The sequence below is a fragment of the Streptomyces sp. NPDC052052 genome (genome assembly GCF_040680455.1).
GTDB lineage: Bacteria > Actinomycetota > Actinomycetes > Streptomycetales > Streptomycetaceae > Streptomyces.
Window position 1 is genome coordinate 20,216 of record NZ_JBFAWU010000042.1, and the last position, 14,088, is coordinate 34,303.

Consider the following 14,088-nt stretch of genomic DNA (forward strand, 5'->3'; position numbering starts at 1 on the left):
ACTTGCCTCGGCCTCTAAAGTCCGCCTAGCGGGCGACTTCGGGAGCGGCCCAGGCGTCCTCGGGACGGGGCAGCGCGGTCAGCAGCGCCTTGGTGTACGGATGCGTGGGCCCCGCGAAGATTTCCTCGACCGCACCGGCCTCCACCACCTCGCCGTCCCGCATGACCACCACCTCGTCGCTCAGGTAGTGGATCACCCCCAGGTCATGCGAGATGAACAGCAGCGAGAGCCCGAGCTGCTCCTGAAGGTCGGTGAACAGGTCCAGGATCTGGGCCTGTGTTGATACGTCGAGTGCCGAGACCGGCTCGTCGCACACGATCAGTTCGGGACCGGGCGCCAGGGCGCGGGCGATCGCCACCCGTTGCCGCTGGCCCCCCGACAGCTGCCGGGGTCGCCGCTCCGCGAGCAGCGGATCGAGCCCAACCAGCTCGAACAGCTCCCTGATCCGCGTCCGGTGGGCGCGGATCCGTCGGCGGCCGGGGGAGCCCAGTGCCTCGCCCACGATGCGCTCCGCGGTCCAGCGCGGGTCGAAGGCGCTCAGCGGGTCCTGCTGAACCAGCTGCACCCGGCCGCGGCGGTGCCGCCGCTCCTTTTCGGGCACCCCCGACCACGGCTGTCCTGCGATCCGTATCTCGCCCGCGTCCGGTTCGAGCAGCCCGAGGACCATCCTGGCCACGGTGGTCTTCCCTGACCCGGACTCGCCGAGCACGCCGAGCGTGCGCCCGGCGGGCAGCGCGAAGGACACCTTGTGAACGGCGGGCCGCACCCGCCCGTCCGGATCGCGGAACCTCTTGGCGAGACCGCGTACTTCGAGCACCGGCTCCGCCGTGTCCCTCGTGTCCTTCCCGGCATGTTCCGTTCGGGGCGCGGGCATCGTGGGCGCGGGCCACGGCTCCTGGGTGCGCGGGCACCAGACCGCGTGGCCGGCGTCGAGCTCCACCCGTACGGGATCGTGCGCACCGCACTCGGGCACGGCCACGGGGCAGCGCGCCGCGTAGGCGCAGCCGTCCGCGGAGGCCTGCTGTCCGATGCCGCCGCCGGACGGGCCGCTCAGCCTGGTGTGCCGCGTCGCGTTGGCCGGTACGGCCTCCAGCAACTTGCGGGTGTACGGGTGTCGGGGGCGGCGCAGGACGTCCTGGACGCTTCCCTCCTCCACGAACCGTCCCTGGTACATCACCGCGACCCGGTCTGCCAGCCTCGCCACCACGGCCAGGTCGTGGCTGATCAGCAGCACCCCGGTGCCCGCGGCCTTGCGGGCGGCGAGAAGATCGAGCCCCCGGGCCTGGAGGGTCACGTCCAGGGCTGTCGTCGGCTCGTCCGCGATCAGTACGGAGGGGCTCGCAGCGATGGCGGAGGCGATCAGCGCCCGCTGCCGCAGTCCGCCGGAGAGCTGGTGCGGATACTGCCGGGATCGCACCTCGGGGTCGGACATCCCGACCGAGGCGAGGAGTGAGAGGACCGTCTCATGGATCTGACGGGACGGAACCGTACGGTGATTGCGCAGCGGCTCGGCGACCTCTGCGGCGACTGTCCGCAGTGGGTCGAGCGAGACCAGGGCGTCCTGGAGGACCAGGCCGATTCCGCGGCCGCGCACCTGTCGCCAGCGGTTGTCGCTCAGGCCCCGCAGGTCCTCGCCGTCGAGTTCCATGACCTCCGCGCCGACCGAGGCGCCAGGCGCACTCAGCCCGACCAGAGCCCGCGCGGTGACGCTCTTGCCGGAGCCGGACTCGCCGACGATGGCCAGGCATTCCCCGGCAGCCAGCGAGAAGCCGATCCCGCGCACGGCGGAAACCTTGCCTCGCCGGCTGCTGAATCCGACGTGGAGCCCCTGGACGGTCAGTAGGGTGCGCGCGGGGACGCTGGATTCAGAGCCGGACACCATCAGTCCTTCCTTCGAAGCGGTGCTGCAGGTCCCGGCCGACCACGTTCACGGCCAGCACGGTGAGGGTGATGGCAGCGCCGGGGAAGACCGCAGGGGCCCAGGAGATGTCCAGCAAGTCCCGGCCCTGGGAGAGCATGGCTCCCCATTCGGGTGCCGGAGGCTGGGGGCCGAGGCCGAGGAAGCTCAGCGAGGAACCCGCGATGATGGTGGTGCCGATACCAACGGTGGCCAGGACGAGTACCGGGGGCAGCGCGTTGGGCAGCAGGTGCCGTACGAAGACGCTGGTCCTGGAGCGCCCGAGCACCCGTGCTGCCTGGACATAGTCGGAGTTGCGGATGACGAGCGCCTGGGCGCGGGCCAGGCGGACGAAGCCGGGCACCATCGAGGCGCTGATGGCGAGCGTCGAGTGGACCGAGCCGGGGCCGAGCACGGCCACCACCAGGAGGGCGAGGAGCAGTCCCGGGAACGCGAGCAGTATGTCCGTGATCCGCATGACGAGTTCGTCCACCACGCGCCCAGCCGTGGCCGCGACGACTCCCAGCGCCGCGCCGACCACGATGGCGAGTCCGGTCGCGCCGAGCCCTGCGGCCAGTGAGTAACGGGCACCGTACGCCACCCTGCTGTACACGTCCCGGCCCAGCTGGTCGGTGCCGAACCAGTGGTCAGCGCCCGGCGGTGCCAGCGCCTGCAACGGGTCGGCCGCGTCCTGTGCCCGGTCGGTGAGCAGCCCGGGCCACAGGGCGGCCACGACGATCAGCGCGAGGACGGCCCAGGCCACCACGACCGAGGGGCGCACCGCCCACGTACGGGGGCGCAGCCGGGCGGCGAGCCCGCGGCCGCCCTCGGCCGGCCTGGCGGTCAGCCCCTTCGCCTTCTTCGCGACCGTGCTCACACTGTGCTCCCGATTCCCGCGACGTGCGCCGTCCCTGCGCCCTGGGGCAGATGCTCGCGGCCGCGCGCGACGACCATCTCAGGTGCCCCGAGCACCGAGATGTCCTGGCGCGGATCGCCCTGGACCACCAGCAGATCGGCGTCGAGTCCGGGCGCGAGCCGCCCCGTGACGTCGGAGAGCCCGAGAGCTTCGGCGGCCCTGCTCGTCGCCATCTCGACAACGGTTGGCGCGGGCAGCCCGGCGCGCACGAACCAGCCCAGGCCCACCGCGTACTCGTCGAAGCCCGCGCCGGGGATCCCCGCATCGGTCCCGGCGATCAGCCGCACCCCGCGCTCGTGCTGACGCAGCACCACGTCGAGCCACGGCCGCAGCCGGTCGTTGCCGATACCGGCGGCGGCCCGGTCGAGTGAGCCGCTGTAGGTGGGACACACGAATGTGCCCGACTCCGCAATCCGATCGATCACGTCGGGCCGGTTCTCCGGCCCCGCGGCGGGACCGGCCGCCGAGATGAACGAGCAGTGCTCAAGCGTGTCCACGCCCGCGTCGAGCGCCACCTCGACTCCGGCGACCCCGTGCACATGGGCCGCCACCCGAGAACCAGCCGCGTGCGCCTCCTTCACTGCGACCTTCAACTCAGCGACACTGAACTGGGGTTCGGCCGGAGCGGGGCCGCCCGGGGTGAGGGTGCCGCCGGTCGCCATCACCTTGATCAGGTCGGCTCCAGCCGCGAGATTCGCGCGGACCACTGCACGCACCCCGTCGATGCCCTGCGCCTCGCCGCCCAGGAACCAGCAGTGGCCGCCGGGCACCGTGACGGGCGCCCCGGCTGCAAGGATTCGCGGCCCCGGCAGCACCCCGTCCCTGATGCTGTCCCGCAGTGCCACGCCCACCCCGTCCCGGTCGCCCAGGTCCCGCACGGTCGTGACCCCGCTGCCGAGGAGCCGAAGGGCGGCGCCGGCGGCGTTCAGGGCCAGCGCGGGCGCGCCGGCCGCCCGCAGCGCGCCGACCGGGTCGTCACTGTGGTCGTCGAACGCCAGGTGCACATGGGCGTCGATCAGCCCGGGCAGCAGCGTGCCTTTCGCGAAGCGCATCACCTCGGTGCCGGGCGCGGCACGGGAGACCACATCGTCGTACGGCCCGACGTCCGTGATCGTCGATCCCGTGACACGTACGGCACCGTCCTCCTGGGCCCGGCCGGCCGGGCCGTGCAGCAGCAGGCTCGCCGCGTAGATCCGCTCGGTCATGACGGAACCTCCCTCAGCCGGGGATCGATCACCCGGTACAGCCAGTCGACGAGAAGATTGACCACGACGAAAACCAGCGTGCTGACCACGACCACACCGGTGACCACCGGGAAGTCACGGCTCTGGATCGCCGTCGCGAGGAGTCGGCCGAGGCCCTGCCTGCTGAAGACGGTCTCCACCACCACGGCGCCGCTGAACAGCGTGCCCATCACCCACCCGGAGAGGGTGACCATGGGGACCAACGCGTGCCGCAGCGCGTGCCTGAACCTCACTGCGGTGTCACCGGAGCCCCGGGCCCGCGCGCTGAGCACGAACGGTTCCTCCAGGGCCCGTTCCACGCCCGCTCGCATGACCTGTGCGAATACGCCGACCATCGAGGCGGCCAGGGTGACCGCGGGCAGTACGAGAGCGGATGGACCATCCCCGCCCGCGGCGGGGAAAACGTGCCAGCGGAACGAGAACAGCGTCAGGAGCAGGACGCCCACCCAGAAGCCGGGACTCGAACTGAGCACCAGCTCCACCTGGGTGGAGATCCCGCGCAGCACCGGCCAGCGACCCGCCGTGGATACCGCGAGCAGCAGCGCCAGGACGAATGCGAGTACGAAGGAGGACAGCGCGAGCTCCGCGGTCTGCCAGAGCTGGCTGCCGATCACGTGCGAGACGCTGTCACGCAGTTGGTACGACGTGCCCAGGTCGCCGCGGAGCAGCTTGCCCAGGAACAGGAAGTACTGCTCCGACAACGGCCGGTCGGTGCCCAACTCGCGGCGGACCTGCGCCACCACCTCGGGCGTTGCGGGTGACCCTCCCAGGATGACCCGGACCGGGTCGCCCGGGGTGAGTCGCAGCGCCAGGAACGCCGTCGTCGCCGAGCCGAGGAGTACCAGCGCCGACAGGGCGATCCGCCGAACCAGCCAGTGCACCACGGGGCGGGCGGAGCCGGTCACGAGTCGCCCAGCGAAACGTCGTAGAACAGCGGGTAGGAGGCGGCCTCGAAGGACAGGCCCTGCACGTCCTTGGATGCCCCGATCAGGTACGTGGGCACGTACACCGGCAGGACCAGCGCCTCGTCCCGCAGCCTGCGCTGCACCTTGACGTAGTCGTCGGCACGGGCGGCCGGGTCGGCAGTGGCCGCGCCGTGCCGCAGCAATGTGTCGATCTCCGGGTCGGATATTTTGAAGACGTTCATCCCGCCCTGGGTCAGGGTCTGGTCCGAGGCATACAGGGTGCGCAGCACGTCCGGGTCGGCCCGTACGTTGCTGGAGTCCCACAGGTCCGCGTCCCCGGCGAAGATCTCCTTGGAGTACGTACCGGTGTCCTTCGCCTCGCGCCGCACCTGGATGCCGACCTTCTTCGCCTCGGTCTGGATGCCCTGGCCCAGGACGTCCCGCTGCTCGCGCAGCAGTTGCGGCACGAACGGCCAGTGGAGGGTGAGGCGCTTGCCGTTCTTGACGCGGTAGCCCTCGCTGTCGCGTTCCGACCAGCCGGCCTCGTCCAGGAGCCGGTTCGCGAGCCTCCGGTCGGGAGCCCAGCTGCCCTCGATCTGCTCGTCGTAGCCGAGCGTGCGCGGGCCGAGCTGGCTCCAGGCCCGCTCGTACTGGCCGAACGAGACCGACTTCACCAGCTGGTCGAGTTCCACCGAGCGTACGAACGCGGTGCGCACCCGCTTGTCCTTCAGTGGTCCGCGCGCGGGGTTGAGATGCACGCTGTACGTGCCGCCGGGCGCCTGCGAGCTGAGCACCTGCAGCCGCGGGGAACGCTTGAGCGCCTTCACGTTCGGCGCCGGAAGACCGCCGATGACGTCGACCTCGCCGCTGCTCAGCGCCCCGACCCGGACGGCGTTCTCCTGGATGAAGCGGATCGTCAGGCCCGGCAGCTTCGCGGGGCCGGTGTGCGCCGCGGTCGGCGGACCCCACTTGTACGCGCCGTTGTTCCGCAGCTCGATGCTCTGCTTCTGCTTCCAGCCGACGAACCGGAAGGGTCCGGTGCCCACCGGGGTCCGGCACAGTGTGGCGGTGTTCTTCAGTGCCTTGGGCGACTGGATTCCGAGATAGGCGGTGCTCAGTGACTGCAGCAGCGTGGCGTCCGGACGCTTCAGGACGATGCGCACGGTGGACAGACCCTCGGTCTTCGCTTCGCGGTAGGCACTCAACAGACCCGCAGCGTAAGAGGACTTGGTCGCCGGGTCGACGACGTGGTCCAGGGAGGCCTTCACGGCGGCCGCGTCCAGCGGGGTGCCGTCGTGGAACGTCACGCCCTTGCGGAGCTCGAAGGTGTACGTCCTGGCGTCCTTCGAGACCGTCCAGCTCTTCGCCAGCCACGGGTGGATCTTGCCGTCGGGAGAGGCGTTCACCAGCGAGTCGAAGATGTTTCGGTCAATCAGTGCCGTCACGTCCAGCGGACTGACCGCGGGGTCGATGCACGAGGGTTCGGTGTCGGTGGCGAAGGTGAGACCGCCTTGTCCTCCGGCGGTCCCTGAACCGGCGGTTCCGGCGTCACAGGCGGAGAGCCCGGCGCCCGCGAGGAGCAGGCCGCAGAGCGCTGCAGCCGGGCGGCGGATGCGCGCGGAAGGCCGGCGGTCCGGGAAGCGCGTCGATAGGTACAAAGCCATCTCCTTGAGCAGATAAGCCGGTTCAGGGCTTCCCGACGCCCCGCCCCCGGCCAGGGCACCTCGAGCTCGCACTCTGGCGATGCGGTCTAAAGGCTGTCTAAACGGCGTCCACGGGGCGGCGCACCCCCGGTGCGGACGGCCAATCGCCGCTTTAGCGGCTGGAAAGGAATGGCTAAGTGCCCGAGGGGACCGTGGCGATCTCTGATGGTGCGCGTGTCGGCGATATCTAGGGATGGCTTTGCATGGCGAACGAGGAGAAGCTCCGCGACTATCTCAAGCGGGTGACGACGGACCTCCACCAGACGCGGCAGCGTCTGCGCGCGGCTGAGGCACGGGATCACGAGCCGATCGCCATCGTCGCGGCGGGCTGCCGCTACCCCGGCGGGGTGACGTCCCCCGACGAGCTGTGGCGGATGGTCGCGGACGGCGTGGACGCGATCGGTGAGTTCCCCGCCGACCGGGGCTGGGACGTCGAAGGGCTCTACAACCCCGACCCGGAGGCGGCGGGTAAGACCTCGTCCCGGCACGGCGGGTTCCTGTACGACGCCGACGCGTTCGACGCGGACTTCTTCGAGATCAGCCCCCGAGAAGCCCTGGCCATGGACCCGCAGCAGCGGATCCTCCTCGAAGTCGCCTGGGAGACCCTGGAGCGCGCGGGCATCGACCCCGGCACGCTGCGCGGTAGCGACAGCGGAGTCTTCGTCGGTGCCATCGCCCAGGACTACGCCCCTGCGCTGCGTGAGGTGCCTGCCGAGGTGGAGGGCTACCTCGGCGCTGGACTCGTCACCAGCGTCGCCTCAGGGCGGATCGCCTACACGCTCGGCCTCGAGGGCCCGGCCGTGACCGTCGACACCGCCTGCTCATCCTCGCTGGTCGCACTGCACCTTGCCGTGCAGGCCCTGCGCAGGGGCGAGTGCTCCATGGCCCTTGCGGGCGGAGTGACCGTCATGGCCGGGCCCCGGCTCTTCGTGGAGTTCAGCCGGCAGCGAGGACTGTCTCCCGACGGTCGCTGTCGTGCCTTCGCGGGCGGTGCCGACGGCACCGGTTTCGCCGAGGGCGCGGGGCTGCTGCTCGTCGAGCGGCTCGCCGATGCGCGGCGCAACGGGCACCCCGTGCTCGCAGTGATCAGGGGCACAGCCGTCAACCAGGACGGCGCGAGCAATGGTCTCACCGCGCCCAGCGGCCCCTCCCAGGAACGGGTCATCCGGCAGGCGCTCGCGGATGCGGGTCTGCGCCCCGAGGACATCGACGCGGTCGAGGGCCACGGCACGGGTACCCGACTGGGTGACCCCATCGAGGCGCAGGCGCTGATCGCGGCGTACGGCATGCGGCGTCCGCAAGAACAGCCTTTGTGGTTGGGCTCGTTGAAGTCGAATGTCGGCCATACCCAGGCCGCGGCCGGGGTGGGCGGCGTCATCAAGATCGCGATGGCGCTGAGCCATGGCGAGCTGCCGAGGACGCTGCACGTCGACGAGCCCACGCCGCACGTCGACTGGAACAGCGGCCCGGTCCGACTACTGACGGAATCTCAGCGCTGGGAGCCCGACTCGCAGCGCCCGCGTCGCGCGGCGGTCTCCTCGTTCGGCATCAGTGGCACCAACGCCCATGTCGTGATCGAAGAGGCGCCGATGAGGGTGGCCGATGACGAGGTGGGTGGTGCCGATGGCTACGGGGACGACGCCGCAACAGCTCCCGCCCCCGTCGCCATCCCCTGGCCGATCTCCGCGAGGAGCGGCGCAGCCCTTGCCCAACAAGCACGGCGGCTCAGTGAGTTCGTCGAACGCGACCCCGGGCTCGATCCGGCCGCGATCGGGCGTGGCCTCACCACGACGCGTGCCACTCATGAGTACCGTGCGGTGGCGATCGGCCGAAACCGTGCCGAGCTTGTGCAGGCGCTCGACGAGCTGGCCTCCGGCCGTACCGGATACGGCGCCATCACCGGATTCGCGGATGAGGAACCGGGCCGCACTGCCTTCCTGTTCACCGGTCAGGGAAGTCAGCGACCTGGAGCGGGAAGCGAGTTGTACGAGGCGTTCCCTGTGTTCGCCGCCACGCTCGACGAGGTGTGCTCCCAGCTGGATACCCAACTGTCGTGCCCACTGAGGGAAGTGCTGTTCGCGGCGGAAGGGACCGAGGAGGCCGCCCTCCTTGACCGCACCGAGTACACCCAGGCAGCGCTCTTCGCGCTCCAGGTCGCGCTGTTCCGGCTGCTCCAGTCGCACGGTGTTGCCCCGGATGCGGTGCTCGGCCACTCCATCGGCGGCCTCGCCGCCGCCCACGTGGCGGGCGTCCTCGACCTCGCCGACGCCGGCACACTGGTCGCCGCGCGCGGCCGGCTGATGCAGTCTGCACGCGCCGGCGGCGCCATGATCGCCGTTCAGGCGGCCGAGCACGAGGTGCTGGCCCAGCTGACCGGGCACCCGGGCGCGGGCATCGCCGCTCTCAACAGCCCCACCTCCACCGTCCTTTCCGGCGACGCCGACGCGGTCGAGGCCGTCGCGGGGCACTTCCGTGCGCTGGGTCGCAGGACCAGTCGGCTCCAGGTCAGCCACGCGTTCCACTCGGCGCACATGGAGCCGGTCCTTGCCGAGTTCCGGCGGATCGCGGCGGACCTGACCTACCGAGAGCCGGTGCTCACGGTGATCTCCGACGTCACCGGCGAGCCCGCCGAGCCCGGCCAACTCACGGACCCCGACTACTGGGTCCAGCACATCCGCAGGCCCGTCCGCTTCCTCGACGGGGTGCGCGCCCTCGACGCGTCGGGCGTCACTGGCTACGTCGAGCTCGGCCCGGCACCCCTGCTCACCGCGCTCGCCCGGGAGACCATCGGTAACCCGGAATCCGCCGTGTTCGTGGCACCCCTGCGCAAGGGCAGGCCGGAGACGTCCACCCTGCTCGGCGTCCTCGCCGGTCTACATGTGCACGGGCACCGCGCCGAGTGGGGTGCCTTCCTGCCCGATGGTCACACCGTGCCTGCCGCGGACCTGCCGACGTACGCCTTCCAGCGCGACCGTTTCTGGCTGACCGGCTCCGGCGCCGCGGACATCACGGCGGCCGGGCTCGCCGCACCCGGGCATCCGCTCCTCGGCGCCTCGGTGGACCTCGCCGACAGTGGCCAACTCGTGCTGTCGGGACGGATCTCTCCGTCCGGTCTGCCCTGGCTCGCCGAGCACACCGTTGCCGGTACGGTCCTGCTGCCGGGCACCGCCTTTGTCGACCTGGCGCTGTCCGCCGCCGACCGCACCGGTCTCGGCGCTGTCGAGGATCTGACCATCGAGGTCCCGCTCGCCTTCACCGGCGGCGCGGTCCAGCTCCAGGTGACCGTCGACGCCCCGGACGCCCAGGGACGGCGCGGGCTGCTCATCCACGCCCGGCCCGAAGCTGAGGGCCCTGATGCGGGGCCGAACCCCTGGATCCGGCATGCCACGGGCACCCTCGCCGCCGCCGACGGTGCGCATCCTGCGGCGAGCGCGTCCGTCTGGCCGCCCCATGACGCCGAACGTCTCGGTCTCGACGAGGTGTACGAGCGCCTGGCCACCCAGGGCTACGCCTATGGACCCACCTTCCAGGGCCTGCGCGAACTGTGGCGCGGGGCCGACGGCACTCTGCACGCCGAGATCGCCCTCCCCGAGGGCACCGACCCGGCGGGGCACGCCCTGCACCCCGCGCTGCTCGACACCGCCCTGCACCCGCTGCTCGTCACCGCCCTCGCCGCGGCCGACGCGGCGGGCGGCACCCTCCCGCTGCGGGTCCCCTTCGCTTGGGGCGGCGTCACCCTGTACGCCACCGGGGCCACCACCGTGCGGGTGCGTCTGACCCTGAACGGCACGGTGGACAAAGGCGGGTCGGGCGACGCCGACGGGATCGCGATCGACATCGCCGACGTCACCGGCGCCCCCGTCGCCTCCGTGGCCGCCCTCACCCTGCGCCCCGTTGCCGCCGAACAGCTCGCCACCGTTGCGCCGGGCGCCGACGCGCTGCACCGGCTCGGCTGGACCCCCCTCACTGCCACGACAGACGCCGGAGCGGACACGGAAGGGCCGGCCCCCGTCCTCATCGGCGGCCACGGCCCCGCCCTTGCGACCGCGCTCGGCGAACCCGTCGTGCGGACCGGCCTCGCCGCACTGGCGGACGACACCCCCGGGACCGTCTTCTGGACGCACCGCACCGCCGCCGACGCGGATCCGCAGGCGGCGCTGCACGACGCCACCGCCGAACTGCTGCACACCCTCAATGAATGGTTCGCCGACGCACGGTTCGCTGCAGCGCGCCTCGTTGTCGTCACCGAGGGTGCCGCCGCCGTCGTCCCCGGCGAGGCCCCTGGCGACCTGGCCGCGGCGGCACTGACCGGCCTGGTCCGCTCCGCCCAGACGGAGCGCCCCGGGCGCATTACCCTGCTCGACCTCGACCCGGACTTCGCGCAGGCCCTGACCAACGACCCGGACATCGGTGGCCCCACTCGCGACGCGGTGCGCACCGCCCTCGCCTCTCAAGAACCCCAACTCGCCGTACGTCAGGGCGTCGTGTACACCGCGCGGCTCACCAGGGCCGCCTCGCCCGAGGCGCTCACGCTGCCCGCGGGACCCGGCACCTGGCGGCTCGGTACCACAGGCAGCGGCACTCTGGAGAACGTCGCCCTGGTGTCCGCCCCGGACGCCACCGCGCCGCTCGGTGCCGGGGAGGTACGGGTTCAGGTGCGCGCAGTGGGTGTCAACTTCCGCGACGTGCTCATCGCGCTCGGCAGCTACCCGGGACGGGCCCCGATCGGCGGAGAAGGCGCAGGCGTCATCTTGGAGTGCGGCCCCGGCGTGACCGGATTCGCGCCCGGCGACCGCGTGATGGGCCTGTTCACGGACGGTGCGGGCCCCGTCGCCCGTACCGACCACCGCACCCTCGTCGGTATCCCCGAAGGCTGGACGTACGCGCAGGCCGCCGCCACCTCGATCGTCTTCCTCACCGCGTACTACGGCCTGGTGGACCTCGGCGGGCTGCGCGCGGACCAGTCCGTTCTCGTGCACGCGGCTGCGGGCGGCGTCGGCATGGCCGCCGTGCAGATCGCCCGCGGGCTCGGCGCCACCGTCTACGGCACCGCGAGCGCGGGCAAGTGGGAGACCCTGCGCGACCAGGGCTTCGACGACGCGCACCTGGCCGGATCGCGCACCCTGGAGTTCGAGGAGCGGCTGCTGCGAGCCACCGACGGGCGCGGCGTCGACGTCGTACTGGACTCGCTGGCCGGGGAGTTCGTCGACGCCTCGCTGCGGCTGTTGCCCCGTGGCGGCGTCTTCCTCGAGATGGGCAAGGCGGATGTCCGGGCCCCCGAGCAGGTCGCGCATGACCACCCCGGCGTCCTTTACCGGGCGTTCGACCTCGGCGAGGCGGGCCCCGACCGCATCCAGGAGATCCTCGCCGATCTCCGTGCCCGCTTCGACGACCGTTCACTGACCCCGCTGCCGTTCACCGCCTGGGACATCCGCCACGCCCGTGAGGCGTTCCGCCGCCTCGGCCAGGGACGGCACACCGGCAAGGTCGTCCTGACCCTGCCCGCCACACCCGACCCCGAAGGCACCGTCCTCGTCACCGGAGGCACCGGCGCCCTCGCCGCCCTCACCGCCCGTCACCTGGCGAGCGAGCGCGGCATCAAGCACCTGCTTCTGGCGGCCCGTCGGGGTGGCGACGCGCCGCACGCCGAGGCGCTCACGGCCGAACTGACCGCGCTGGGCGCCGAGGTGACCTGGGCGGCCTGTGACGTCGCCGACCGGGACGCGCTGGCCGCGCTCCTCGCTGACATTCCCGCCGAGCACCCGCTGACCGCCGTTTTCCACACCGCGGGTGCCCTCGACGACGGGCTCCTGGCCTCGCTCACTGCGGAACGGATCAGCGGCGTACTGCGCCCGAAGGCGGACGCGGCCCGGCACCTGCACGAGCTCACCCGCGACCTCGACCTTGCGGAGTTCGTGCTCTACTCGTCCGTCGCCGGCACCCTCGGCAACGCCGGACAGGCCAGTTACGGCGCGGCCAATGCCTACCTCGACGCGCTCGCCAGGCACCGCCGAGCCCTGGGCCTCGCGGGCACCTCACTCGCCTGGTCCCTGTGGGACCTGCCCGACGGCATGGCGGGCGGGCTGACCTCAGCCGAACGCCGCAGGATCGCCGCATCCGGTGTCGTCGCCCTTACCGCGGAACAGGGCCTCGCCGCACTCGACGCAGCTCTCGGCCACGACCGGGCCGACCTCGTCCCCGTCCACGTCGACGGCGCGGTGCTCAGCTCCCTCGCGGAGTCCGGCGAGCTACCCCCAGCGCTCAGCGGCTTGGTCCGCAACCGCGCCCGCAAGGCGGTGGGCCGCGCCGCGAACGAGGCGTCGTCGCTCGCCGACCGGCTGACCGGGCTCCCGGAGGACGAACGCCACGAGCTGCTCCTGGATCTCGTACGCACCGAGGTCGCGGCCGTCCTCGGCCGCGGCCGCGACACGCTCGACCCACGACGCGCCTTCAAGGAACTGGGCTTCGACTCACTCGCCGCGGTCGAACTGCGCAACCGAGTCGCCACCGTCACCGGGCTCCGGCTGCCTGCCACCCTGGTCTTCGATCACCCGTCGCCGGCGGCCCTGGCCGACAAGCTCCGCGACGAACTGCTCGGCGGCCGAACCCTGCCGGCCCCGCGCGCGGCACGCACAGCCGTAGGAACGGACACGGGCACGGGCGCGGACGCCGTGGCCGTCGTCGCCATGGGCTGCCGCTTCCCTGGCGGTGTCACGGCCCCTGAAGAGCTGTGGCGGATCCTGGAGGGCGGCGTCGACGCCGTCGGTGCGTTCCCCACGGACCGGGGTTGGGACCTCGACGCGCTGTACAACCCTGATCCGGAGGTCAGCGGCACCTCGTACACCCGACACGGCGGCTTCATCGACGATGTGGGCGGCTTCGACGCGGACTTCTTCGGCATCAACGCGCGTGAGGCGCTGGCCATGGACCCGCAGCAGCGGCTGCTCCTGGAGACGTCGTGGGAGGCGATCGAGCGGGCCGGTATCGACCCGACCACCCTGCACGGCACCGACACCGGCGTCTTCGTCGGAGTCATTGCGGGCGACTATGTGAGCCGCCTCGCGCGGCTCCCCGAGGGACTGGAGGGCTACCTCTCCAGCGGCAACACCGCGAGTGTGGCGTCGGGCCGGATCGCTTACTCCCTGGGGTTCGAGGGTCCCGCGGTGACGGTGGACACGGCGTGCTCGTCGTCGATGGTGGCGTTGCATCTGGCGGCGCAGGCGCTGCGCCAGGGCGAGTGCTCGCTCGCACTCGCGGGCGGTGCCACGATCATGGCCGGTGTGGCCAATTTCGTGGAGTTCAGCCGCCAGCGGGGGCTCTCCCCGGATGGCCGGTGCAAGGCGTTCTCCGCCGCCGCGGACGGAACGGGCTGGGGCGAGGGTGTGGGCATGCTTGTCCTGGAGCGGCTCTCCGACGCGCAGAA

6 protein-coding genes are annotated in these 14,088 nt (G+C 71.9%); 1 reads left to right on the forward strand and 5 read right to left on the reverse strand.

The window, feature by feature from the left end; translation table 11 throughout:
* Positions 1-25 precede the first annotated feature (25 nt).
* Genes AB0L71_RS32080 through AB0L71_RS32100 form a run of 5 tightly spaced genes read right to left on the reverse strand, consistent with a single transcriptional unit; the run spans position 26 to position 6,620 of the window.
* On the reverse strand, positions 26-1,882 hold the full coding sequence (locus tag AB0L71_RS32080) for an ABC transporter ATP-binding protein (protein ID WP_365250064.1): 1,857 nt from the start codon (positions 1,880-1,882) through the stop codon (positions 26-28).
* Entirely contained in the window at positions 1,866-2,774 is a 909-nt protein-coding gene (locus AB0L71_RS32085) for an ABC transporter permease (protein ID WP_365250067.1), read from the reverse strand. Before AB0L71_RS32085 ends, AB0L71_RS32080 begins: the two co-directional genes overlap by 17 nt.
* Positions 2,771-4,018 (reverse strand): amidohydrolase family protein, encoded by a 1,248-nt coding sequence (locus tag AB0L71_RS32090; protein ID WP_365250070.1) that lies wholly within the window; start codon positions 4,016-4,018, stop codon positions 2,771-2,773. The genes AB0L71_RS32085 and AB0L71_RS32090 overlap by 4 nt, the downstream gene beginning before the upstream one ends.
* Complete coding sequence (locus AB0L71_RS32095) at positions 4,015-4,962, reverse strand: ABC transporter permease (protein ID WP_365250073.1); 948 nt, start codon at positions 4,960-4,962, stop codon at positions 4,015-4,017. The genes AB0L71_RS32090 and AB0L71_RS32095 overlap by 4 nt, the downstream gene beginning before the upstream one ends.
* Positions 4,959-6,620 (reverse strand): ABC transporter substrate-binding protein, encoded by a 1,662-nt coding sequence (locus AB0L71_RS32100; RefSeq protein ID WP_365250076.1) that lies wholly within the window; start codon positions 6,618-6,620, stop codon positions 4,959-4,961. The genes AB0L71_RS32095 and AB0L71_RS32100 overlap by 4 nt, the downstream gene beginning before the upstream one ends.
* Positions 6,621-6,868: 248 nt before the next feature.
* Here AB0L71_RS32100 and AB0L71_RS32105 point away from each other — a divergent pair.
* A partial coding sequence (locus tag AB0L71_RS32105; RefSeq protein ID WP_365250078.1) for an SDR family NAD(P)-dependent oxidoreductase occupies positions 6,869-14,088 on the forward strand: 7,220 nt, incomplete at its 3' end.

What these genes read in the sequence shown, in the direction of transcription:
- AB0L71_RS32080 (WP_365250064.1), bottom strand. Translation starts at nt 1,882, where the DNA reads ATGGTGTCCGGCTCTGAATCCAGCGTCCCCGCGCGCACCCTACTGACC.
- AB0L71_RS32090 (WP_365250070.1), bottom strand. Translation starts at nt 4,018, where the DNA reads ATGACCGAGCGGATCTACGCGGCGAGCCTGCTGCTGCACGGCCCGGCC.